Origin of the sequence: Vibrio sp. M260112 (genome assembly GCF_036533775.1) — a bacterium.
Taxonomy (GTDB): domain Bacteria; phylum Pseudomonadota; class Gammaproteobacteria; order Enterobacterales; family Vibrionaceae; genus Vibrio.
In genome coordinates this window covers 1-22,472 of record NZ_JATABH010000050.1, presented here as the reverse complement: position 1 = coordinate 22,472, position 22,472 = coordinate 1, and the positions used below count along the sequence as shown (strand labels likewise).

Genomic DNA, 22,472 nt, shown 5'->3' with positions numbered 1-22,472 from the left:
CAAAGACTTAAGTTCAATCAAGTAAACTGGCTTGAGACTTGTACTCAGTTGGAGCGGCTACGCTGCACCGCAGTAGGTTGTACCCAAAGCGCGATGATTGCCAAACAGCTGATGAATCGAAAGCGAATCAATTTACTTCGGTTGGATAGTTAAGCGATTAGCCAACCATTAAATCTCTAGTAAGAAACCCACACCAAACCAAAAATGTTTTTGGTGAATCACTCGTTACTCAAAAAAGCCTTAATAGACTCATTCACGCCAACAGTGGCTCACAGCACGCTACACTCTCCCCTAGCTGGGCAAATTAATACCTATTTCACCATTACATTATGCAAGGAGTATAAGTATCATTTAATGGAGCCTGTCCTTTTACATTGTTTACATTGTGCCTGTCCTTTTACATTATTCGGGTTGTCGATTTTTGTTGGCATTCTTTGAGGTAATGGAGATAATGGTGTGTGTCCCCTTAGCTCTTAGCTTGTAGCTTTACCCTTAGCTTTACTCATCATCTTTCTGTTCCACACGAGTGACCAGCAGTTGGTCTACTTTATAGTCATCAATGTCAACGACCTCAAATTTGTAGCCTGAGAAGGTGACCGAGTCGGTACGACGAGGAATTTTTTTCAGCATAAACATCATAAAACCAGCGATGGTTTCGTAGTTTTGAGAGTGTGGTAATTCGTCAATTTGCAGCGTGCGCATCACATCGGTGATAGGCGTTACACCATCAACCAGCCAAGAGTGCTCATCGCGAGCGACAATTTGCTCTTCACCTTCGGCCAACACCCAGCTACCCATTACTGCGCTTTGTAAATCATTAAACGTCACGACGCCAAGCACTAGCGCGTATTCGTTCATCACCACAGAGAAGTCGACGCGATTGGTTTTAAAGTAATCCAATGCTTCGGATAAGCTCAACGTATCAGGGATGATAGGGCAGGTTTGCACCACGCTGCTGTTTTTTAAGTCCAAAGTTTGCTCGTTAATAAGGCGAATCAACAGCTCGGTTGAATTGACGAAGCCCTTAATCGCATCAAGTTGTCCATCACAAACAAGGAACTTGTGATGGGGGTTGTCGGCGATTTTACGTTTGAGCATGCTTTCATCGTCATCAAGAGAGAGAAAAGCGATGTTTTCGCGTGGCGTCATGGCTGAAGTAACAGCAATGGATTGCATCTGGAACACGCTTTCCATCATCTGTTGCTCATTTGTATCGAGTACGCCCGCTTCTGCGCCTGCATCCATAACCGCGTAAATATCATCACTGGTGATGTCGTCATTACGCTCCGCGGGAACGCGTAACAAGCGAAAAATCAGTGTCGCCAATCCGTTAAAGACTAATACGATAGGCTTGAGGATTAGAATGCACACCATTAGCGGCTTTACTAGGGTTAAAGCAACGGTTTCTGGCATGGCCATAGCGATACGTTTAGGCATCAGGTCGGCAAATAAAATAAACAGACTGGTAACTAAGGTAAAAGAGAGTACAAAGCTGGTCTGTGCGATCCACGCAACTGGGACCCAATTGCTCAGCATGGTAGCGATATAGGGAGTGAACGCTGATTCACCGACGATGCCGCCCATGATGGCAACAGCGTTCAAGCCAATTTGCACCACGGTAAAAAAGTTACCTGGGTGCGTTTGTAGCCCAAGGATCAAAGTGGCTCGATGATCGCCATCGTCCGCAAGTTGGCGCAAGCGAATTTTTCGCGCTGCGGCCAAAGAGATTTCTGACATCGAAAAAAAACAGCTGATTAAGATCAGCGCCATAATAATGAAGAGGTTTTCAAGTAGACTCATGGAGGCTATCCGAATAGAAAGGTTGCGCCATTCTAGCCACAATTGACTACGAGATTGAGAAAACTTCCACGAATTCATTTTGTCGTGACGATAGGCAACTCAGTGCGTTATCCACATAGACTTATCCAACAGCAGTGAATGCTGGTGGAGCCTGAGAACTCCGCATAAAACCTCCTATTGGTATACAATGACTCATCCGACTATGATCGAAACTGTCGCAAAATCGAGTAATGACAATCTGGTTCTAAATTATGAGGGGATGACGAGTACGGAAGTTCAATGGAGGTGTGTTACTTACATTAATTTCCAAAATGGAAATATGTGATCAACGTGGTTTCAATAGTGGACATTCAACCGATTGAGATAAAATCCTTAAAAACAATAAGGATTTGCTAACATGTCAGATAGCTATAATGAGTTCCAAACACGTATCTACAACATAGTCACAGATGCGACTCTTTCCCCTAAACAGAAAAACCAGTTTCTCGCGCTTGAGGCCGAAGCGAGTTTGCCTTATATGGAAATCTCGCAGCAAGTAAGAGATGCAATGAAAGAGGGAGCATTGTGTGACATGTTTGAAGGGCATGCTCCATTCAAACCTCGCTATGTACTGCCTGATTAGGCCAAGTTCCTCCAACAGGGTTCACAATATCTAGAGCTAGAACCTGCAAGCGACTTTGATGATGCGCTAAACCTACTCACTATTGTTTATCATCATGTGCCATCAGTGACCAATATTCCCGTTTATCTTGGTCAGTTGGACGATGTGTTGTTGCCGTACGTTAGTGATCTAGACCCACTGCAAGTGTACACAAAGCTAAAAAGCTTCTGGATAATGATGCCAATTGATAGGGAAGTAAGAAAATCATGCACAATAGTATCAGTAAACTAAAATGTTAACAGGGAAGTACAGAGGAGATAGAGGCATGTTTAAAGGACTAAGGTGGTTAGTGATATTAGTGACACTGGTAAGTTTTAATCTTTTTGCCGAAGAAGAGGTTGAAAACGGCGATGATAACAATCGCACCAAAACACCTCCAGAACTGAGTGTGATGGACACAGACGGTGATGGCAAAGTGTCAGCAGAAGAATTTAACCAGTACCGTGGAACTCGAGATGATGATGAGGTGGAAGAAGAGGAATCTGAAGACGATGGTACTGATGGTAGAAACAAACTCAGTGCCTTTGCATCGTTTGATAAAGACAAGGATGGGTTCGTCACCCAAGAAGAGCTAAATGCTCACGCTAAGTACTCTAACCCAGGAAATGGGACGGGAACGCTGAAAGGCAGCGACGATGAGTCAGAACAAGCGAGCCCAACATCTGGTAAAGGAAAAAGTGGCGATAAGGGCAACCACAATAGTGGTAAAGATAAGGGTGGCAAAGATAAAGGTGACAAAGGCAAAGACAAATAGTGTTTGCGCTGTGATCAAAAAGCCCCGCTCATTGCTGAGCGGGGCTTTTGTGTATGATGGCTTACCTAGTCGATCAGCCCGTAATCGCGAGAAAGGATATCGATGATTTCCTGCTTCGGATTGTCACTTAGTTTGATCTCTTGACCAGTAATTTTAGCGGCAATGCTTAGATAAGTCGTTGAAATATCGATCAGTGATTCTAATGGTAACGCATTGTCACGAGCCAGAGCCTCACGTTCATCCATTCGCTCTTTGTTGAGCAAAATGTCTGGATCTGGGAAGTAATTAAGTAGGAATTGGCGGAAACCTTCTTTTGAGTTCTCGACGATTCGACCCTGATTGTACTCTTCCTCATCCCAAATTCGTGATGAATCGGGTGTACCAACTTCATCCATGTATATGAGCTTTTCGTTACCTGCTGCGTCAGTCACGTAGCCAAATTCGAATTTAGTGTCGACAAAAATCTGGTCGACTTCGGCAAGTGCATTGCTAATAACCACGAAACCTTCACGAAGTAACTTTTCGTAAAGTGCGATGTCTTCTGCTTTAAAGAAGTTAAAGGCAGCGAAGTTATCCTCGATATTTTTACGAGTAATATTAACATCGTCAGCTTCAGGTACACCTGAGATGCCTTTAAGAATGCCTTTTGTCGACGGTGTCATGAGCAACTCAGGAAGCGGCTTATCTTTTTTTAGCCCCTCTGGTAGTTGAATTCCACAGAATTCACGCTCGCCTTTTTCGTATGCACGCCACATTGAGCCAGTGATATATTGGCGACAGATCGCCTCAATCATGATCGGTTTGGCTTTTTGGACAATCCAAACAAATGGGTGCGGAATATCAAGAATATGGCTGTCAGCAAGACCGTTGTCTTTAAACAACTTAAACCAGTGGTTGGAGATAGCGTTTAGAGCCGCTCCTTTACCAGGAACACCTTTTAATCCACCTTCAGCATGCCAGATACAATCAAAAGCAGAAATACGGTCACTGATCACCATGATAGCCAATGGTGCATCTGGGGCAACATCGTAGCCTTTCTCTTTAATAAGGCGTTTACTGTCTTCTTCCGTCAGCCAATAGACTGAACGGACTTTGCCACTGTGAACGGGTTTATCAGTACGAATTGGGAGATCATCGTTTACGGCAAGAACTTGATCAGCGAGACTCATTTCGACATTCCTATCTTTAGCAAGGTGGGCGACTGCCATTCGCGACAGCCGATATCCAACGCATCATACCAGAACTATTCTGTGCTGCCAGAGAAAAAGCAAACGTTTGCTTATTTTTTTATGTTGAAAGCAAAATGAGCTGAGATTAACAAAAAACAACCCCTCAGAGAGGGGCGATTGGCAGTGTTGATTAGTGAAAATGGTTCACTCTTCCTTCGACGAAGAAGACTTCACATTGATACTGACGAGCATGTTCACAAAGTAGGCTTTGCTCAACAGTAGAAAGATTGTTAGAGGCAACGACAGCACTGGCATTACCGGATTGGATCGCCTTAATGACGATTTCGAATTCAGACTGGGTCTGTGAAGGTTTCATCTGAATAATCTTTTTGCAGCTCACATGGCAAGAAGCGAACTGATCATAATTCGGGCGAGGGCACTCAGCAGTAAACAGAATCCATTGCTTTTGATTGGAAAGACCCGCTAGACGATTTAACGTCGTGTCATCGATGTTCATCGGCTGAGTCGGTTGAGCAAGAACATTATATTTTGAAAACGCTGAAGTCTGAGTTTGTGCCTGAATCATAATTACTGTTCCTTTATACATGCTGTATGCGTATACAGTAGTTTTAATCCGAATAAGAAGCAAGCATTTTTGTGGGATTTTTATACGATAAAAACAAAGCCATAGAGGGTGATTTTAGTTTATGCGATTGATATTTAATGGTTTTATTTGTTTTTTGGAATGCTTTTGGGCGTGAGGGCTAAAATGAAAATTGTGAGCTGACGCACTCACATAGCCAGTGTTATCCAGTGGTGGTGGATAACACTGTACAGGTTACTACTGAGGATTATGCGTGAGAAAGCGTTGAGGAAAGTCGCTAAAAATGGCGTCGAGCTTCGATAGATGACGCAATGATTTTGGATTGTTGACGGTATAGCTCCACACCTGAAATCCCTCTGCTTGGAGCCGATAAATCTTGCTGTTGTTAAGGAATTTATAGTTAACGTTGCAGCTAAAAGCAGAGACTTGCTTAAGTAAACATTCCACTTTAGTCGTTACTCGATCACACAACACGGCGAGTCTGTACTCGGGAATAAGTTGGTGCAGACAACGCACAATGTCGTGGTTAAAGCTCGATAGGACAATGTCTTCAGTTGTGGCTTGGCTGCTGCCTAGCTCTTTAGCGAGGAGCTGACAAACTAGCATTGGATCGTGACGATCGATTTTGACCTCTAAATTAAGTTTTAGCTTGTTCTCTACAGCTAAATTGAGCAGTTCATTGAGTGTCATAATTGTCTGGTTGGCAAACTTGCGGTCAAACCAACGACCAAAATCAAATTGTTTGAGTTCATCCAATGTATAGCGATCAACGCGGCCACGACCGTTACTGCAACGGTTGATGGTGTGGTCATGACAGACAACTAGCTGGTTATCTTTGGTTGGTTGAATATCGACTTCTACCCATTTCAAACCAAGCGCGATGGCGGCTTCAATACTGCAACGTGTATTTTCAGGGAAATGTCCGGCGACACCTCGGTGTCCAACAATGATCATATCGAATAATCCTCAAATAGTTCAGAGTGATAGCTTAGTATGAAGTGGTGAAGATGAGTAGATAATTAATAGCTTCTGTTCAATAAATCTGACACTATCAAAACGATAATAACGAGAAAGAGAACTTGAATTTGAACGCTGAAAACAAAGCTGGCTGGATACTATTTGCAACAACAGCACTCGCAGGGCTGGGGTGGATTTTTTCCAAAGAGACGATTCAAGGTTTGCCGCCTTTTGGGTTCGTTGGCTTGCGTTTTCTCGTCGCGTCGGTTTGCTTACTCCCTCTATGTGTTAAGCGTTTTCGCCAATTGACGCTTGCTCTTATTGGGCAGGCGGTTGGAGGAGGGGTGATACTGTCTTTCGCGTTGCTGAGTTGGGTCTATGCGATTTCAATCAGTGAGACATTGGGCGAAGGGGCGTTTATCGTCAGCCTATCGATGATTATTGTCCCTATTATTGCTTGGGTTCTTTACCAAGATAGACCGAAACGAGCATTTTGGATTTCTATGCCTATAGCAGTAGCTGGCTTGGCGATGTTGTCGTTAACCAATGGTTGGAATAGCTCTGCGGGTCAGCTTTGGTTTTTGGCCAATGCGTGTTTACTTGCTCTGCATTTCAACGTTAACAGTCAGCTCGCCCGCAAGGTGCCAGTGTTGTTGCTGACCTGTATCCAGCTATTTGTTACTGGCGTGATTGCACTGCTTATGTCGATGATGTTCGAAACTTTCCCTGAAAGTGTGGACGCTTCCATTTGGGGATGGTTTGCACTGAGCGCCTTGTTAGCAACCAGTTTGAGATACGTGATGCAAACTTTAGGTCAGAAAGGTTGTAATCCAGCCAACGCGGCGTTGATCATGCTCTTTGAGCCAATCTGGACTGTGGTTCTCAGTATTGTTTGGTATGGTGAGCAGTTGTCTGGGAATAAGTTGATCGGTTGTGGGCTGATCTTGACGTCGCTGATATTCTATCGCACAGATGGGCGGCTATTTAAGAGACGTGTCTAGTCTTTACGCGATATTTAGATTAAACATCTGATATTTATTTCATAGATAAAATTAAATTAGCATCATTGATGAAATTGTTAGTACAATCCAAAGTTATAGGACAGATCTAACAAGGAAAGATAAATGAAAATCGGTGTGATTGGTGCTGGTTCTGTAGGGGTAGGCGTATGTAACTACCTTCTGACACTAGGAAGTATCAGTGAGCTTGTACTGCTGGATAAAGACTTACAACGCGCAGAAGGCGAGGTCTTTGATTTTAGGCATACAGCCGCTTTGACGTTTTCAAAAAACACCCATTTAGTTCCGACGGATAACTACCTGACTCTCATTGGCGCTGATATCGTCGTGATTACCGCAGGTGCTCAGATCAAACAAGGACAAACACGTATCGATCTGGCTGAAATCAATACCCGCATTGGTGTTGAGATTGCCAAAGAAGTTGAACGCGTAGCGCCTAACGCGACTTTAATTGTGGTCAGTAATCCATGTGATGTCGTGGCTCACTTTATCGCCACCAATACCCATTTCCCGCGTTCTAAAGTGATCAGTAGTGGCTGTGTTATTGATACCGCCCGTTTGATGAGTATTGTCGGCAATCGTGTCAATCTCGACCCCAAGAACGTATTTGGCTATGTGCTGGGTGAGCATGGTAGCCACTGTTTTACACCCAAAAGTCTCATTTCTATCGCTGGTCAGCCCGCGGATTACTATTGTGATACCCACCATATTGAGCGGATCTGTGCTGACGAACTGCTAGAGTCGGTCAAGCAGGCAGGGTATGAGATTTTCAAACGTAAGCAAAATACCACTCACGGTATCTCCGCCAGCGTATTTCGAATCATACAAGCGTTGATGATTGACGAACGCTCTGTCTTGCCTGTTGCTACCTTGCTCAAGGGAGAATATGGCCTGAAAGACGTCGTGCTGAGTTTGCCAACGGTGGTGGGTAAAAATGGTGCAGAAGCGATCTTGCAACATCCGTTTAGTGACGAAGAGATGGAGACACTCAAGCAGATTGCCCAGCAAGTGAATACCGTCGTAGAGCAGGTGGCGAAGATGACTGGCTTATCAACCAGCAAAGCACACTGAGTCAAGGGCATTGATATGAGAGCGCGGTGTGAATGCCGCGCTTTTGTGTTTGTATTGTTCTAATTTGTTGGTCAAAGGCATCTGTGACGTCACATATTAGAGCTAATACTCTTTGCAATAGTGATAAGCCTGATAAGTTGAATGTAAATGCAATGTTAAATGTTTAGCGGCTATGAAGATCCATGCTTTAGATGGCTATATCCAAAAAATTTATCTGGTGGAGTATGAAAAAAAGCTGATGTTACTAGATGGTGCATCAAGAGCTGATATTTCGTATCTCAAACATTTTATTACTCATGAGTTGCAGCGCCCGTTTAGTGATTTAGCCGCAGTGGTAGTGACACACATGCACCCAGACCATGCGGGCGCAGCGCATAAGCTACGATCGATTACAGGGTGTAAGATAGTGTCGGCAAAACGAGATCATCATTGGTATGGCGGGGTGAGCGGATTTGCAATGCACTTGACCGATATTATGCTGGCGCGTTGGGTTGCGCGACGTAAAAACAAACCGCGGAGAAATTTGTGGTATTCACGAAAGCTGATCGCCGATATTGAGCTTTCAGATGGTGAAATGATTCCTGGCTTTGAAGATTGGACCGTGCTCGAAACACCGGGGCACACCGATAGAGACCTTTCGCTGCATCACCAAGAGAAAGGAATTTTGTATGTCGCCGATCTGATGGTCGAAGTCAAAAAACATCTTATCTCACCGTTTCCCGTCTTCCATCCAAATAAATATCGGGCTTCGATTAAGCGTATCTACAATCTCCAGCCGAAAGTATTGCTGGTTGCGCATGGAGGGCAGGTCGAATTTACTGAGCCTGTCTATCAGCACTTGCTGAGTACGGCACCGAGAACGCCAACGACTCATTGGCGCACGACCAAAATTAAGCTGAGGAGTCTATTCTCGTCAGTCTTGAAGCTTGGTAGACGTTAGATCCGACTATTCGCACAGCACTTCGCAACTAAGTGCCATTGTCTTCAATGTGGCCTTAGTTTAGAATGCGAACCCTTTTCAATTGTACTGCTATTCTCATGTCGCGAATTTTAGTTGTCGATGATGATATCGAACTGTGACACTTGGGGCTTTTATGCACAAGACCTGATGACGTTAAACGAGCAGTGGCAGTTACTTGCAGGCGTTCGTTTTGATCGTAAGGTTGCGGATGGCGTTGCTGAAGAGAATATCTCGCCTAAGTTTGCTGTTATCTATCATCCCGCAGACAACGGCAGTGTTTACGCTTCATATCCCGAAAGTTTTGAACCACAAGGCGCGGTGGCAAGTGGTCGCCGCACTTACACCAATGATGGCGCTCTTTTAGACGCAGCAACGGGTGTCTCTTATGAAGTGGGTACTAAGTGGGAATTACTCGATAAGCGTCTATATCTATCTGGCGCGCTATTTGATATCACGCAACAGAATGTTGCTATGGATGTCGAAGATACTATCAATGCCGGCAACTACATCAAAACTCAAGACGGTGAACAGCAACACCGAGGCGCTGAATTGACGGCGCAGGGTATGGTAACAGAGCGAGTGTCACTGTTTGGCTCTGCCATGTATTTGGATGCTGAAATCAGTCAGCACGAGACCTATGCAGGTAACAAACCGAAAGATGTCCCTGAGTTTGCCGCTAGTTTATGGTCTAGCTATGCAGCTACTAACGAGCTAGATGTGAATTTGGGTATTATCTATCAAGGCGCTCGATATGGTGATGATGCCAATACTTTTAAGAAAGAGGGGTATACTCGAGTCGATATGGGGCTTGCCTACACCTATAAGTATGATGCAAACCTTGATATGGTGGCTCGTCTTAGCGTAGAAAACCTGTTTGACACCGATTATTTGGCCGGAGGTGGTGCAACCTCATCGAGCCATAACTACGCGGAAGATGTAGTGATTGGAGAAGGCCGAAACTATATGGCAACACTGCAAATTAAATACTAATCACAGCTGAGTATAATTCTGTGAACGAATCAGGGAGAGGGTAGTACCTTTCCCTATTCCTGTTTAAGTGCAACGATCATTGCAATTTTGCTTAATGACGCTACTATGAGCATTACCCTAAATGAGATTGCTTCTCAATTATATAATGACATCAGTAAAAACAGACGTTATGAATTCAGTTACGACAAGTTTGGTACTTAGTCTTACCCTCGCAGCAACAAGTACATTGGCTAGCGGTTTAGATACCGCGCAAGGCATTCAAAGCAAGACCAATTCGGCTTCTGCCAGCAGCCAAAAACGCATTGATAGCAGTGCTGAAAAAACACTGTTGCTTAAGGCAGAGATTGAGCAGTTGCAAGAAGAGGTCAAGAACCTCGAAGTCTATCGTCAGCATTTGACATCTTTGGTGAATAGCCAGCATCAAGAGGCAAGTAGCTTAGAGCGCCAGATTGAAGAAATTAAGGCGACACGTCAGGGGATTGTACCTTTGATGTATCAGATGATTGATGGACTGAAACAGATTGTCGCTCAAGATGTCCCAATAAAGTTAGATCAACGCAATGAGCGTCTCGCTAAGCTTGAATCTTTGATGACCCGGGCGGATGTCAGTGATGCTGAGAAGTATCGTCGTATTCTGGAAGCTTATCAAATCGAGATGGACTACGGAACAAAGCTGGGGCTTTATCAGGGGCAAGTGATTATCGATGGCGAAAAACGCCAGGCAGATGTGCTCTATGTTGGTCGTGTGTCTCTTGTTGCACGCAGCCTGAATGGCAAAAAATTCTGGTCTTGGAATCAAAATGACTCGAAGTGGTATGAAGTAGACGCTTCCCTAAAATCTGAACTAGATAGCGCGTTTAGTATGGCGGCGAAACAGGTTGCGCCAAGTTTGATCACTTTGCCGATATCACTGAAAGTTGCGGAGGCGAAGCAATGAGATTCCCAGCCCTAATAACTTTGCTGACCTTAACGGCCTTGCCAATCTATTCTTCGGCGAGTGATTTAGTCTCCGTCGCGAAGAATGAAGCGAAAGTTCAGCAACAGCACAATCAATTACGTGAATCTGGCTTTAAACAAACCGAGCAAGAACTGGCGCAGTTAAAGCAACAACTTTCAAAGCAGAAACAGGCACTGCAAGCGCATAACGACCAGTTAGCCGCTGATTTCAGTCGAAATGAACAGCAGTTAGCAGAATTGGAAGAGAAACTGCGTCTAGAAACAGGTAGCTTGGGCGAGGTGTTTGGTGTCGTGCGACAAAATGCCAAACAACTGCAATCGGAGTTATCTCAATCGGTCACTGGTGCAGGCGCACAGACGCATACCGCGGCAGTGAATGAGATCGTCGCTGCAATGCAGCTCCCTTCCTTACCGCAGTTGACCGAACTGTGGCTCGCGTTTAGTGAGCAGGTTGCTGCTAGCCGAGAGATCGAATCTACGCTTGTGGCCTTTATCGACGGTGAAGGGATATCTCAGCAAACACAGGCGCTGCGCTTAGGAGCTTTTGGACTTATTGGTCAGCAAGGCTACCTCAACTGGAACGGCAGTAAGCAGGTTGCGACAGCGTATATTCAACAACCGGAAAATGGTCCAACGCTAGATACGTTAGCAAACTTGAATAAAGGTCTACCGACAGCGCTAGTAATAGATCCTTCCCGTGGCGTGATGCTAGAGCAACTCGCATTGACCCCAAGTCTTATGGACAGACTTCAAGCGGGCGGTGCCGTGGGTAAAGTGATTCTCGGCTTGCTTGCTATTGGTTTGTTGATTGCTTTGGTTCGTGGTGTAAGTTTGTCTGTTGCTCGCCAAAAAATTCGAATTCAGTTTAAAAATCCTAACATGCCCACGGATAACCCACTTGGTCGTGTGTTGGCGGTTTATGGAAATGGCAAACACAAGACTCTTGAAGCTTTAGAGTTACGCTTGCTTGAAGCGGTAGTTGATGAACAGGCCAGTTTAGAGAAAGGCCTCTCAATGCTTAAATTGCTGGCGGCGTTGGCACCCATGCTCGGTCTATTAGGCACGGTGACAGGTATGATTGAAACCTTCCAAGTGATTACACAATTCGGCAATGGTGATCCAAAAGTAATGGCTGGCGGAATATCAATGGCATTGGTAACGACAGTGCTAGGCCTCATCGCTGCCATGCCGTTGTTGTTGGCACACAATATTTTGAGTGCTCAAGCGGAAGCCATCCGTAACATTCTTGAGAAGCAAGGGATCGCTTTAGTGGCCGAGCAGGCGGAACAGGATAATGTCGTGGTTGACGATAAGTTGGGGAATGCAGCGTAATGGACGCGCTATTTGCTCTATTATCGGATTTGATCACGACGCAATCTTGGCTAAGTGCTCTGCAACAATTTATGCAGCAGGGCGGCCAAGTGCTTTGGTGGTTAGCCTCAGTGGTGTTATTGAGCTGGATTTTACTGATAGAGCGTGTGGTGTTTTTGTGGTTTCAGTTTCCCAAGTTAAAAAAACAGTGGGTGGCTAAATGGCAATTGAGAGCCGACCACGACTCTTGGTATGCGCGGTCTATCCGTGATGGTTGGCTATCTGAAGCGCATCGTCAGCTCCACCAACACCTAAATATCATCAAGGTGCTGGTGGCGATTTGCCCAATGTTGGGGTTGTTAGGCACCGTAACAGGAATGATTTCAGTATTTGATGTCATGGCCAATCAGGGCAGCAGTAATCCCAAATTGATGGCGTCTGGTATTTCACTAGCGACCTTGCCAACGATGGCGGGTATGGTTGCGGCTTTAACTGGCATGTTTGCTTACGCCCGTTTACAAAAAGCGTGTCAGATGAACGAAATTAAATTAGAAAAATCATTAAGGAGTCAACGATGAGACTCGGTCGACGTCAACAGAGACAAGAAGAAGCGCAGGTCGATCTGACATCAATGCTTGATATTGTATTTATCATGTTGATCTTCTTTATCGTTACCAGTTCATTTGTACGAGAATCAGGTGTAGAGGTCAATCGACCGACTGCATCAAACGTGGTGAGTCAGAAAGAAGTGGGGATCTTTGTCGCTATTACCTCGGCAAACGATATATATATCGACAAACGTGTTGTTGATGTAGAGCGAGTGCAGGCGACGCTTGAACACTTGATGTTGGACAAGCCGGACGCGTCACTGGTTATTCAGGCTGACGAACACGCGTACAGTGGTACCGTGGTTAAGGTCATGGATGCAGCCAAGAGCGCAGGTGTACGCAATATCGCATTAGCAGCGGAGAAGATCTAGTGATGCGATTGCTATTAGCGATACCGCTTGCGTTCGCGTGTGTGCTCGCGATATTCAGCGTGATGGCACTGATGGTAGACAGTGGTCAACGATCTGTCCCCGACACAAGCCAATCGCTCAGTTTTAACATGATCATGCTGGAGAATGAGCAAGACGTGCAGAGACGTCAACGCAGTGTCCCAGAACCGCCTAAAGCACCGCAGGTGCCGCAGCATATGCCGACTTCTCAAGCGAATGCCGAACAGACTCAATTATCTCCGGTTTCTCAACCTTCACTAGGTCTCAGTACCGCGATCGAAGGATTGGCGATTAGCGCCCCGAGTTTTGGCGATTTTGGGGTTAATCAACAGGCGATGCCACTCTATCGAGTTGAGCCTAGATATCCAAGCCAGGCGGCAAAGCGCCGCATTGAAGGTTATGTTGTGATTAAATTTACCATTGACCCAACAGGTAGACCGACGGATTTAGAGGTGCTAGATGCTAAGCCCAAGCGCACCTTTGAGCGAGTAGCTATCGCAGCACTAAAAAAATGGAAGTATCAGCCGAAGATTGTCGATGGCAAAGCCATATCGCAATTCGGTCAGACGGTTACAGTGGAGTTTAAAATAGCGCCATGATTAGACATCTATTCGTCGTTTTTCTTGTGTTGTTTTCAGTGATGGGAACCGCCCAAGAGTTGAGTCAATATAGTGCGATTCGTGTACAAAAGGCGCACCAGCTGGCGCAAAATGACCAGCTCAAAGAGGCGATTAACGAACTTCAGCAGATCGACACATCAAGAGCTTATGACCAAGCATTTATCGCTCGTATGCAGGGTGTTTTTTTGTGGCAGGATGGTCAAGTGGATGGCGCGATTGGGCAGTTGACCAAGGCGGTAATGAGTGGACTGCTACAAGATGAACAGGCTTGGACGACCCAGAGAATGCTGGCAGATCTGCATCTTAGCCAGCAAAACTATCAACTGGCTCTCAAGCATTACTATTCGTTGGTTAAATCCGCTGCCGAGAAAACACCAATAGAAGATGTGTGGCTACGTATTGCTCAGTCTCATTATCAACTTGAACAGTGGAATAAGGTAATTCCGGCAGCGAATCACTATCTGAAGGCATCGGCCAGTGACCGAATTCAGCCATTATCACTCATTTTTGGCGCACAATTGCAGTTAAAACAGTGGTCACAGGCGATTCCAACGCTAAAACAGTTGATTGCTTTGCAACCTGAGAAGCTTAATTGGTGGCGACAGTTAGCGAGCTTGCAGATGCGAGTAGGGCAAGACAAAGAGGCTCTGGATACGCTCTCTCTGGCCAAGCTGAATCAGCTAGCATTAACGGAAAATGATCGCCGTATTCTCGCCCAGCTCTACGCTAAACGAGGTGTGCCGGAGCGTGCAGCGTTGGAAATTAGTGAGCTCGAAAACGCATCTAGTGACGTAAAACTGTTGGCGGAACAGGCCGTCTATTGGCAATCGGCAAAGGAATGGAACAAAGCGATAGAGGTGTGGATGCAGGCCGCGAAGTTAGATAAAGACTATCATTGGAATGTTGCCCAGCTAATGGTACAGCAGGGACACTATCAACAAGCTCTGCCAGTACTAAACAAAGTCGAGGGGCATAAAGAACAAGTGGCGTTGGCTAAGACGCGTGTACTGTTCAAGTTAAATCGAGTCGAAGATGCCCTTATTGAGGCAAAACGCGCTGAGCAGATAGAGCCTTCATCGCAGGCGAAAAGTTGGATTCGATACCTCACTCAGGTGAGAAAAATGGCGGATTCGCCTTCGAGTTAAAGCAAACAAAAGGGAAGCGCAATGCTTCCCTTTTCCTTATCAACGAATGAGGCTATTTGTTGTTGGAGCAGACAAACTCAGCACGCCACAATAAGCGTTCGGACTGTTTCATATTGGTCAATAGCTCCTGCCCAGACATTTGTGGATAAGTATGCATCACCGTCACATCCTCGCCTTGATCTGACTTTTGGTAAGCCCTGACATGAGTAAACGTGCTCGCTAGGTTGTTGGAGAGCATACTTCTTGATAAACAAATGCCGAAAATATCCTTTTTCATCGCCTTTTCCTCTGTCATACCTTCAGCCAAAATAGTTGTAGTATTTATGTGAAATTTGGCTGCCCAAACTAACGTTTTGCACAATGGCTGTGCTTAATAATTATACGGAAAATCTGACTGCATTGCGTAAAAAATGGCCATGAATATTCATGATCTAGATCAAATATTATACCGATTTCATATTTAAAAATGCCTAAGAACCACAAGGCAAACGTTTTCTTTATACGGCTTGGTGGCTTTATAACCACTGTCAATATTTTATCTTTGTGGGCTTCACATATTACTCATCCTCCAATCGTTGGCTTGTTATCCAAATGTTATCCTTTAGGTGTAAAAAGGAGTATTTATGAAATGGAGTAGCATCAGTTTTCGTAAACGAATGCTGATTATTATGACGCTATCTGGCTTAATCGAGTTGCTGTTACTCGTTGCAGCTGGCTTTGTCTATATTAAGCATGCCCAAGAAGATGAGATGGGGCAGAAAGCGTTGGGAATTGCTTCATTTCTTGCCGAATCTCCTTACGTAATTGAAATGATCGAAAATGGCCCAGACGAAGAAAGTCAGGAACGTTATCGAACGCTGACGACCTTAATTGGTGCTGCATTTATTGTTGTCGGTAACAACGAGGGTGTCCGTTTAGTGCATCCGTTGGATGAGCGAATTGGTAAACCAATGAAAGGCGGGGATAACGATCGAGCTCTGATCGATGGACAATCTTACGTTTCGATCGCTAAAGGCTCGCTTGGTTATTCAGTCCGAGGAAAGTCGGCAGTATTCAATGCGCAAGGGCAAATCATCGGTGTCGTCTCGGTCGGTTATCTAATCGACAGACTACAAGACCGAATAGAACCGTTTTTGATTTACCTGATCCTGATGGCATTTGCTGTTGTTGGCGCCAATGCGATTGTTTCGAGCTATGCGTCACGTCGCTTTCAGCATGCGATTTTAGGCTTTGAGCCCGAAGAAATTGGGCGGTTGTATGTTGAGCTTGATGTCACTCTCGAAACCCTTAAAGAGGGAATTCTAACCATTGATGATAAGGGCAAGTTGCGGTCTATCAATAAGAGTGCGTGCCAAATATTAGGCCTCAACAAAGAGCAGTCGCTTAACCAGCCATTAAGTGAAGTACTCCCAGACAGTGACTTGCAAACCGTGTTGCAAACAGCTCGTACAGACCATGATATTAACCTCTACCTCAACAAGCAGCGTTTGATTGCCAACCGAAGTCCCATCATTGTTGATGGCAAAGTGGTGGGGGCGGTGTCGAGTTTTCGCTTGAGAGACGACCTGACCGAATTGACTGAGCAATTGGCTAAGACCAAAGAGTATGCAGAAATGTTGCGCTCTCAGACTCATGAGCATCGAAATAAGCTCAATACGATTAGCGGCATGGTTCAGATGGGAGAGCTGGAAGCGGTGCAATATTTGATCGGTCAGGAAACTGAGCACTATCAAGCATTGATCGAGTTTTTGCGAGAAACAGTCAAAGAGCCTCTGATTGCGGGTATGTTATTAGGCAAAACTGAACGTGCAAGAGAGCTTGGTCTGCGTTTAGTGGTTGAAGAAGGCTCTCGTCTCGAACCTTTACCAAAACGAATTAACCCTGAAGATCTGGTCACAATTCTTGGTAATTTAATCGACAATGCATTCGATGCGACGCGTGAAGCGATAACGAAAGAGACTTTATTTTCCCCCCATCGACGTACGATTGAAGTCTCAATTAGTGACTTTGGTAATGAAGTGATTTTAGAGGTAATCGACCAAGGATGTGGGTTGCCTGAAAACATGAGTGTAGAATCATTGGTAAGACGGGGCGTCTCGAGTAAAGATAAGGCAACACGAGGAGTGGGCTTATATCTCATCAATGAACTCGCAATTCGTTATCACGGCGAGTTGGAAATGGTCAACAATAAGCAACATGGAGCAAGGATCACGGTGTACCTACCTAAGGAAGAACAGATATGACCTCAGTAACGCGAGTAATGATCATCGAAGACGATCTCGCGATAGCGCAACTCCATCAACGCTACTTAGAGCAGATGGATGGCTATGAAGTAATTGGCATTGCAACGACAAAGCGAGAAGCGGGTCTTCAGTTAGAGGTATTAGCGCCTGACTTATTGTTGTTAGATGTTTACCTTCCCGACGGTACTGGGTTAGAGATTTTACATGAACTGCGCAGCAACCATTTAAGCTGTGATGTCATTCTGATTACCGCTGCACGCGACGTTGAAACGTTACAACAGGCGATGCGTGGGGGCGTGGTCGACTACTTGCTCAAACCGGTCGTATTTCCACGACTCGAAGCGGCACTCAAGAAATACATTTCGCAGAAGCATCAGTTGAATCACGCTAGTGACTTGGATCAAAACATCGTGGATAAGATGCTCCAATCGACACCTTCCAACGAGTCCCCTAAGAATCGTTTACCCAAGGGGATTGATGGGGTAACGCTCGAAAAAATCAAAACGCTATTTGTTGAACATGTTCATCTTACCGCGGATGAAGCTGGGGAACAGATTGGTGCGAGTCGCACCACTGCGAGACGCTATTTGGAGTACCTGATTAGTACAGGTGAACTAGAGGCGGATCTCAACTATGGTTCAGTTGGTCGACCAGAGCGCACCTACAAAAAAGCCAATTAGAGGCTCTATTGAATAGGGTGTTTCCTAGACGGAATCGTTATAGACCTCTACATTAATAAGTAGATTGTTATTAATTTGTAGGGGTCGTATATGCGACTTTTGACATGTTTTTTGATGGGTATGTCCTTTCTCGCTATTAGCGTAAACGGTAGAGAGCTCAATCAATTAAACTATCTCACCGAACAGTATCCTCCTTACAATTATCAGAGCGATGGCGTAGTACAAGGTATTGCCGTTGATGTTTTGGCTGCCGCGAGCGCTCATATTGAAAGTCCTGTTGGTCTTGAGGCGATTCAGGTTCAGCCTTGGCCAAGGGCTTATCGCACTGCATTGATTAAACCTAATACTGTCCTTTTCTCAACCACGCGAACCAAATTGCGAGAGCATATCTTCCAATGGGCTGGACCCATAAGCACGACGAGGATTGTGGTATTAGCAAAACGCTCACGCAATATCGTCATCAACCAAACCATAGCGTTAGCTCAATATCGTATAGGGGTCATCCGAGATGATGTGGGTGAACAGCTGTTATTGGAGTTGGGTGTACCGCGTGATTCCATGATTGAAAGCTCAGTACCGGATATGCTAGCGAGTCAACTAGCCAAAGATCGCATTGATTTATGGGCCTATGAAGAGAACGTTGCCAAATGGTGGCTAAAGAGCGCGGGTTACAGCACCGAGGAATATGAAGTGGTACACGTACTTCGTGAAGGTGAACTCTATTTTGCATTTAATCTAGAAGTGGACAAAAAACTTGTGTCTCAATTGCAAAAGGGAGTCGATGCGTTGAAAAAAACAGTGGGTGAAAGTGGTGTAAGCCGCTATCAAGAAATCTTAGACAAATACCGTTAGGCGATGATATGAAATTATTCGTTGTACTGTTATGCGCTCTTGCGCCGTTGACTTGGGCAAAAGAAACCATCACGCTCACTCTAGCCTCGCAAATTGATGGCGGGCATAGGTATTACCATGAACTTCTTTATGAAGCGCTGAGCAATGCGGGTTTTGAAGTTTTCATTGAAGAGCCCAGTGAACATATCCCGCAAAAGCGAGTGCTTAAGATGGTGGAAGCCAACCAGTTAAGTATGACTTGGCTAATCAGTACGGCGGAGCGAGATCGTCGTTATATCGCAGTTGATGTGCCCTTAACGAATGGGTTGATTGGCAAGCGAGTGCTGCTAATTCCGCCTAAACTACAGCCAGTATTTGATAAGGTGACCTCACTCGAAGAGCTACAAGGCATTGATAAGGTCGCCGGTATGGGGATCAATTGGTATGATGCCAAGGTATGGCAAAACAATGGTCTCAACGTCTACCTTCAGGATGGTGAATGGCGAGTTTTGTACAACCTCCTTACCACCGACGGTAAGGTGAACTACTTTCCTCGTGGTTTGAATGAGATCGTTACGGAGTCGCAGCAAAACCCCCACCTTGCAATAGAGCAACGTCTAATACTCGTTTACGAACGCGACTTTAAGTTCTATCTCTCGCCTAATATGGCACCATATCGTCATAAGATTGAACAGGCATTACTCGATGCCAAACGCAGTGGTTTGATAGATCGCCTAGTTGAAAAATATTGGGGCGAAGATATTAAACAAATCAAACCAGAGCAAAGAGTAGTGATAAAGTTAGCCCTACCTGCCTCTGCCTCTCAAAAACGTTAACCACTTATTGCTGTCTGGGTATAATATCGAATAATTAAATATCAAAAACAAATATCCACTTTATATAGGGTTAGCAGAAACCAGATGGAAAGCGTTTTCATAGTTGTTGCCATATTGGTCATTTTCTTCGTCGTTATACAAAAGCGTTATCTTAAACAAGATGAGCTAAAAGACTGCTCGTATAAAAAGAAAGGCCCACTTCTTACAGGACAAGAGTCGGCGTTTTACAACGCATTGATTACGGCAGTAGGGCAGCATGGAGTGGTGATGAGTAAAGTGAACTTGTCCAATGTGATTGCCCCATTGGCGACGGACAAGAAACAGTGGTTTATTGCCAACAATCGCATCGCTAAAAGCTATTTTGACTACGTTGTGTGCGATCCTCGCACTCTTGAAGTTCGTGTCGTTATTGAATTAGACAATGGTAAAGAGTTGGATAAAGGTAAGGTCGAACGGCAAAAGCTCCTGATGCATGTGTGTAAGTCGGCTGGGATCCCTCTGATTGGAGCCAACATCAAACATAGCTATCAGGTGAGTAGATTGCGCCGATTACTTGCGGCACATATTGATCTGATTGAACCCGAAAAAGAGGTTCGTTTTTGTAAACGTTGCGGAAGTCCAATGGTGATTAAGACCGCCAGCCAGGGTGAACACAAAGGTCGACGTTTTTTCACCTGTAGCCGTCAACCACATTGTACGTACACTGAAAATTATAATGTTGTATTCGAAGAGGGACAGCAGAATTAGGGCTGTAAAAAACTGAGTTTAGAAGGAGAAAGGTTGCAAACTTTTACCTGATTGCGGCCATTCTTTTTAGCGTGATAGAGTTCTTTATCTGCTTCTCTGAGAACAGATTCTAAGTTGGCATAGTGGTTACATAGGTAAACACCAATGCTGGCGGTCAGCGCAATCGGTTCTGCTGGTGTATTAAAGCAATAACATTCGATGGCATTACGCATTTGTTCCGCTTTCATTTTTGCCGAATCCAATCCCGTGTCGTGCAAAGCGACGCAAAACTCTTCTCCCCCAATGCGATAGACCAGATGTTCGTCACTCAGTGAATCGAGTAAGGCGGCGGTTTGTATCAACACTTTGTCACCCACATCATGACCATAGCGATCATTCACTGATTTAAAAAAGTCCAAATCTAAGACAAGCAGAGACATAGGTAACTTTCTACTTTCATTGCGATACCGTTCGAAGTTGTGCGAGAGTGCGTGGCGGTTGTAAACGCCAGTCAGGGCATCACGTGAGGCGAGTTGCCCTAAAGATGCTTCAGAGACTCGTCGCTTAACCTCAAGCACGTGTGCGGTTACCCATATCGCGAGAAACACTAAAGAGAAGTTAAGTACCAAATGAATCGAGTTGATCAAATCTTCGCCCATAATACGATGCAGTACAATGGCTAATTGAGTAATAAAGCCAACACCAGTGGCGAGAAAGCCATAGCGACGACCAAGGATTAGGTAAAAGACGACAGGGAACAAACAAGCCCAAAGGAAAACCCCGTACTTGATGGGATAGTAATAAGTTGCAATTGAGGTTGAGGCAATCAAGCAATATACATAAGCGGTAACAATTAGCTTTGAGGTATATTTGCGATAGGTGAAGTAACCAACAACAAGAGACAGAACACCAAAAGCCGCTTCATTGTAATGATGAAAATTATAGGAGCCAGAAGCGATATTAGCGACAGTTAAAAAGGCAGACATGACGGCCAAAAGTATACTGAGCCAAAATAACACAGCTCGACGCAATTGCCGCGAAGGGTTGAATATGTCGAGCTCCATTCGAACCGCCTTCTCCAGTGAGTAAACATATGCTCAGTTATGAATATCCACTCATAATATTCTTTTCATGTTGAGAATCAAGGCAAGAAATAGACCCACTTCACACTAATATAACAGACTTGATTATTGAGGCTAAAAAAGCGATCAAACGCACCTCGAATGAACATAGATCTCGTTGCTTTGCACATGTCGACAAGAGATTGTGTGTCTGGAAATCGCTCGATAGGAAAGCACTGAACCCCTCACCAGATCATGGATTGGCGAGGGGCAGAATGAACGGTTTATTAAGCTTGAAATTGTTTCATTAAGCGTTGTAAGCCTTCTATCTTATCGACCAGAATACTAGTACGTTCAATCGACGATTGTGACGTACATAAGGTTTCATCAGACAGATTCTTAATGTTGACGATATTGGTGTTGATCTCGTTAGTGACACTCGCTTGTTGCTCTACGGCGGCCGCGATTTGTACGCTGCTGTCGGTCACTGCATTGAGTTTTTCTGAAATATTATCGAGTACACCACCGGTTTGGTCGGCGCGTTCCTTACAGTTAGTAGAAAGATCAAGCCCTTGCTGCATTGCAACAACCGCACTCTCTGCGGTCTCTTGCAACTGGCGGATCATTGCGTGAATTTCGTTTGCAGAAGTGCCAGTTTTGGAGGCGAGATTGCGAACTTCGTCAGCAACGACGACAAACCCACGTCCCGCTTCACCCGCTCTGGCGGCCTCGATAGCGGCGTTAAGTGCGAGCAGATTGGTTTCTGAAATCGTCGTGATAACTTCAAGAATACTATCGATTTTTTGGCTGTCTTGAGCCAGTACATTGATAATTCCTTGTGCGCGGTTAAGTTCGTTTGCCAGAGTCGTGACCTCAGTGATGGTGTACTGAATACTCTCTAAGCCACGTTTTGATTCTTGATCGGCTTCTTCTGCTAAATAGCTGATCCTAATTATGCTTCACTTTTTGTACTCCATGACCACCGCTGGGAAACGATGAAATGTTATCCATAAAGTTTCGAACCCGTTTTAATAGTTGCCACATTGCTTTGCATTGATGATTCCGAGTTACTGTTTCAT

The 22,472-nt window shown here is 44.9% G+C and carries 21 protein-coding genes and 4 pseudogenes; 17 read left to right on the top strand and 8 right to left on the bottom strand.

The window, feature by feature from the left end:
* Window positions 1–498: 498 nt before the first annotated feature.
* Window positions 499–1,800: a hemolysin family protein gene (locus QTN95_RS16900; protein ID WP_331418279.1), complete on the bottom strand. Its 1,302-nt coding sequence runs from the start codon at window positions 1,798–1,800 to the stop codon at window positions 499–501.
* Between the two features lie 397 nt (window positions 1,801–2,197).
* Between QTN95_RS16900 and QTN95_RS16895 the strand changes: the two are divergent.
* A pseudogene (locus QTN95_RS16895) lies at window positions 2,198–2,692 on the top strand (glycyl radical enzyme domain-containing protein).
* A 34-nt stretch (window positions 2,693–2,726) separates the two neighbouring features.
* Window positions 2,727–3,215: a hypothetical protein gene (locus QTN95_RS16890; RefSeq protein WP_331418278.1), complete on the top strand. Its 489-nt coding sequence runs from the start codon at window positions 2,727–2,729 to the stop codon at window positions 3,213–3,215.
* Window positions 3,216–3,280: 65 nt separating this feature from the next.
* Here QTN95_RS16890 and QTN95_RS16885 read toward each other — a convergent pair whose 3' ends face one another.
* From QTN95_RS16885 to QTN95_RS16875, 3 genes are all read right to left on the bottom strand, one after another.
* The gene (locus tag QTN95_RS16885; protein WP_331418277.1) at window positions 3,281–4,384 is read right to left on the bottom strand and encodes a phosphoribosylaminoimidazolesuccinocarboxamide synthase; all 1,104 of its coding nucleotides are present in this window, start codon (window positions 4,382–4,384) and stop codon (window positions 3,281–3,283) included.
* 190 nt (window positions 4,385–4,574) lie between these two features.
* Entirely contained in the window at window positions 4,575–4,970 is a 396-nt protein-coding gene (locus tag QTN95_RS16880) for a hypothetical protein (protein ID WP_331418276.1), read from the bottom strand.
* A 255-nt stretch (window positions 4,971–5,225) separates the two neighbouring features.
* On the bottom strand, window positions 5,226–5,942 hold the full coding sequence (locus QTN95_RS16875) for a glycerophosphodiester phosphodiesterase family protein (protein WP_331418275.1): 717 nt from the start codon (window positions 5,940–5,942) through the stop codon (window positions 5,226–5,228).
* A 131-nt stretch (window positions 5,943–6,073) separates the two neighbouring features.
* Here QTN95_RS16875 and QTN95_RS16870 point away from each other — a divergent pair, with 131 nt between their 5' ends.
* From QTN95_RS16870 to QTN95_RS16825, 10 genes and pseudogenes are all read left to right on the top strand, one after another.
* Complete coding sequence (locus tag QTN95_RS16870; RefSeq protein WP_331418274.1) at window positions 6,074–6,946, top strand: DMT family transporter; 873 nt, start codon at window positions 6,074–6,076, stop codon at window positions 6,944–6,946.
* A gap of 123 nt (window positions 6,947–7,069) precedes the next feature.
* The gene (locus tag QTN95_RS16865) at window positions 7,070–8,035 is read left to right on the top strand and encodes a lactate/malate family dehydrogenase (RefSeq protein WP_138970893.1); all 966 of its coding nucleotides are present in this window, start codon (window positions 7,070–7,072) and stop codon (window positions 8,033–8,035) included.
* A 172-nt stretch (window positions 8,036–8,207) separates the two neighbouring features.
* Complete coding sequence (locus tag QTN95_RS16860; RefSeq protein ID WP_331418272.1) at window positions 8,208–8,975, top strand: MBL fold metallo-hydrolase; 768 nt, start codon at window positions 8,208–8,210, stop codon at window positions 8,973–8,975.
* A gap of 126 nt (window positions 8,976–9,101) precedes the next feature.
* Window positions 9,102–9,986: pseudogene (locus QTN95_RS16855) on the top strand (TonB-dependent receptor); the annotation flags it as partial.
* Between the two features lie 169 nt (window positions 9,987–10,155).
* Window positions 10,156–10,923 (top strand): DUF3450 domain-containing protein, encoded by a 768-nt coding sequence (locus QTN95_RS16850; RefSeq protein ID WP_331418271.1) that lies wholly within the window; start codon window positions 10,156–10,158, stop codon window positions 10,921–10,923.
* Entirely contained in the window at window positions 10,920–12,275 is a 1,356-nt protein-coding gene (locus QTN95_RS16845) for a MotA/TolQ/ExbB proton channel family protein (RefSeq protein ID WP_331418269.1), read from the top strand. The genes QTN95_RS16850 and QTN95_RS16845 overlap by 4 nt, the downstream gene beginning before the upstream one ends.
* Window positions 12,275–12,832, top strand: coding sequence for a MotA/TolQ/ExbB proton channel family protein (locus tag QTN95_RS16840; protein ID WP_331418268.1), 558 nt, complete (start codon window positions 12,275–12,277; stop codon window positions 12,830–12,832). Before QTN95_RS16845 ends, QTN95_RS16840 begins: the two co-directional genes overlap by 1 nt.
* Complete coding sequence (locus tag QTN95_RS16835) at window positions 12,829–13,233, top strand: ExbD/TolR family protein (RefSeq protein ID WP_138970901.1); 405 nt, start codon at window positions 12,829–12,831, stop codon at window positions 13,231–13,233. Before QTN95_RS16840 ends, QTN95_RS16835 begins: the two co-directional genes overlap by 4 nt.
* Window positions 13,233–13,850, top strand: coding sequence for an energy transducer TonB (locus QTN95_RS16830; RefSeq protein ID WP_331418267.1), 618 nt, complete (start codon window positions 13,233–13,235; stop codon window positions 13,848–13,850). The genes QTN95_RS16835 and QTN95_RS16830 overlap by 1 nt, the downstream gene beginning before the upstream one ends.
* Window positions 13,847–15,016, top strand: coding sequence for a tetratricopeptide repeat protein (locus QTN95_RS16825; protein WP_331418266.1), 1,170 nt, complete (start codon window positions 13,847–13,849; stop codon window positions 15,014–15,016). The genes QTN95_RS16830 and QTN95_RS16825 overlap by 4 nt, the downstream gene beginning before the upstream one ends.
* 52 nt (window positions 15,017–15,068) lie before the next feature.
* Here QTN95_RS16825 and QTN95_RS16820 read toward each other — a convergent pair whose 3' ends face one another.
* Window positions 15,069–15,293 carry a hypothetical protein gene (locus QTN95_RS16820; protein WP_331418265.1) on the bottom strand — a complete coding sequence of 75 codons (225 nt, stop codon included), beginning with the start codon at window positions 15,291–15,293 and terminating at the stop codon, window positions 15,069–15,071.
* A gap of 346 nt (window positions 15,294–15,639) precedes the next feature.
* On the opposite strand from QTN95_RS16820, the gene QTN95_RS16815 reads away from it, so the two are divergent.
* The 5 genes from QTN95_RS16815 to QTN95_RS16795 all read left to right on the top strand — a co-directional run bounded on the left by QTN95_RS16815 (window position 15,640) and on the right by QTN95_RS16795 (window position 20,353).
* Window positions 15,640–17,259, top strand: a complete 1,620-nt coding sequence (locus QTN95_RS16815; protein ID WP_331418264.1) for a sensor histidine kinase — start codon at window positions 15,640–15,642, stop codon at window positions 17,257–17,259.
* On the top strand, window positions 17,256–17,939 hold the full coding sequence (locus QTN95_RS16810) for a response regulator (RefSeq protein WP_331418263.1): 684 nt from the start codon (window positions 17,256–17,258) through the stop codon (window positions 17,937–17,939). Before QTN95_RS16815 ends, QTN95_RS16810 begins: the two co-directional genes overlap by 4 nt.
* Window positions 17,940–18,029: 90 nt before the next feature.
* Window positions 18,030–18,791, top strand: coding sequence for a substrate-binding periplasmic protein (locus QTN95_RS16805; protein ID WP_331418262.1), 762 nt, complete (start codon window positions 18,030–18,032; stop codon window positions 18,789–18,791).
* Between the two features lie 8 nt (window positions 18,792–18,799).
* Window positions 18,800–19,606: a hypothetical protein gene (locus tag QTN95_RS16800; RefSeq protein ID WP_138970908.1), complete on the top strand. Its 807-nt coding sequence runs from the start codon at window positions 18,800–18,802 to the stop codon at window positions 19,604–19,606.
* An 84-nt stretch (window positions 19,607–19,690) separates the two neighbouring features.
* Complete coding sequence (locus tag QTN95_RS16795) at window positions 19,691–20,353, top strand: DUF2726 domain-containing protein (protein ID WP_331418261.1); 663 nt, start codon at window positions 19,691–19,693, stop codon at window positions 20,351–20,353.
* Here QTN95_RS16795 and QTN95_RS16790 read toward each other — a convergent pair.
* The 3 genes and pseudogenes from QTN95_RS16790 to QTN95_RS16780 all read right to left on the bottom strand — a co-directional run.
* The gene (locus tag QTN95_RS16790; protein WP_331418260.1) at window positions 20,350–21,396 is read right to left on the bottom strand and encodes a GGDEF domain-containing protein; all 1,047 of its coding nucleotides are present in this window, start codon (window positions 21,394–21,396) and stop codon (window positions 20,350–20,352) included. The genes QTN95_RS16795 and QTN95_RS16790 overlap by 4 nt on opposite strands.
* 284 nt (window positions 21,397–21,680) lie before the next feature.
* A pseudogene (locus QTN95_RS16785) lies at window positions 21,681–22,337 on the bottom strand (methyl-accepting chemotaxis protein); the annotation flags it as partial.
* A 4-nt stretch (window positions 22,338–22,341) separates the two neighbouring features.
* A pseudogene (locus tag QTN95_RS16780) lies at window positions 22,342–22,472 on the bottom strand (IS630 family transposase); the annotation flags it as partial.

Excerpts from the sequence above, each read along its gene's own strand:
- QTN95_RS16900 (WP_331418279.1), bottom strand. The coding sequence starts at position 1,800 with ATGAGTCTACTTGAAAACCTCTTCATTATTATGGCGCTGATCTTAATC.
- QTN95_RS16890 (WP_331418278.1), top strand. The coding sequence starts at position 2,727 with ATGTTTAAAGGACTAAGGTGGTTAGTGATATTAGTGACACTGGTAAGT.
- QTN95_RS16885 (WP_331418277.1), bottom strand. The coding sequence starts at position 4,384 with ATGAGTCTCGCTGATCAAGTTCTTGCCGTAAACGATGATCTCCCAATT.
- QTN95_RS16880 (WP_331418276.1), bottom strand. The coding sequence starts at position 4,970 with ATGATTCAGGCACAAACTCAGACTTCAGCGTTTTCAAAATATAATGTT.
- QTN95_RS16875 (WP_331418275.1), bottom strand. The coding sequence starts at position 5,942 with ATGATCATTGTTGGACACCGAGGTGTCGCCGGACATTTCCCTGAAAAT.
- QTN95_RS16865 (WP_138970893.1), top strand. The coding sequence starts at position 7,070 with ATGAAAATCGGTGTGATTGGTGCTGGTTCTGTAGGGGTAGGCGTATGT.
- QTN95_RS16860 (WP_331418272.1), top strand. The coding sequence starts at position 8,208 with ATGAAGATCCATGCTTTAGATGGCTATATCCAAAAAATTTATCTGGTG.
- QTN95_RS16850 (WP_331418271.1), top strand. The coding sequence starts at position 10,156 with ATGAATTCAGTTACGACAAGTTTGGTACTTAGTCTTACCCTCGCAGCA.
- QTN95_RS16845 (WP_331418269.1), top strand. The coding sequence starts at position 10,920 with ATGAGATTCCCAGCCCTAATAACTTTGCTGACCTTAACGGCCTTGCCA.
- QTN95_RS16840 (WP_331418268.1), top strand. The coding sequence starts at position 12,275 with ATGGACGCGCTATTTGCTCTATTATCGGATTTGATCACGACGCAATCT.
- QTN95_RS16835 (WP_138970901.1), top strand. The coding sequence starts at position 12,829 with ATGAGACTCGGTCGACGTCAACAGAGACAAGAAGAAGCGCAGGTCGAT.
- QTN95_RS16825 (WP_331418266.1), top strand. The coding sequence starts at position 13,847 with ATGATTAGACATCTATTCGTCGTTTTTCTTGTGTTGTTTTCAGTGATG.
- QTN95_RS16820 (WP_331418265.1), bottom strand. The coding sequence starts at position 15,293 with ATGAAAAAGGATATTTTCGGCATTTGTTTATCAAGAAGTATGCTCTCC.
- QTN95_RS16815 (WP_331418264.1), top strand. The coding sequence starts at position 15,640 with ATGAAATGGAGTAGCATCAGTTTTCGTAAACGAATGCTGATTATTATG.
- QTN95_RS16810 (WP_331418263.1), top strand. The coding sequence starts at position 17,256 with ATGACCTCAGTAACGCGAGTAATGATCATCGAAGACGATCTCGCGATA.
- QTN95_RS16805 (WP_331418262.1), top strand. The coding sequence starts at position 18,030 with ATGCGACTTTTGACATGTTTTTTGATGGGTATGTCCTTTCTCGCTATT.
- QTN95_RS16800 (WP_138970908.1), top strand. The coding sequence starts at position 18,800 with ATGAAATTATTCGTTGTACTGTTATGCGCTCTTGCGCCGTTGACTTGG.
- QTN95_RS16795 (WP_331418261.1), top strand. The coding sequence starts at position 19,691 with ATGGAAAGCGTTTTCATAGTTGTTGCCATATTGGTCATTTTCTTCGTC.
- QTN95_RS16790 (WP_331418260.1), bottom strand. The coding sequence starts at position 21,396 with ATGGAGCTCGACATATTCAACCCTTCGCGGCAATTGCGTCGAGCTGTG.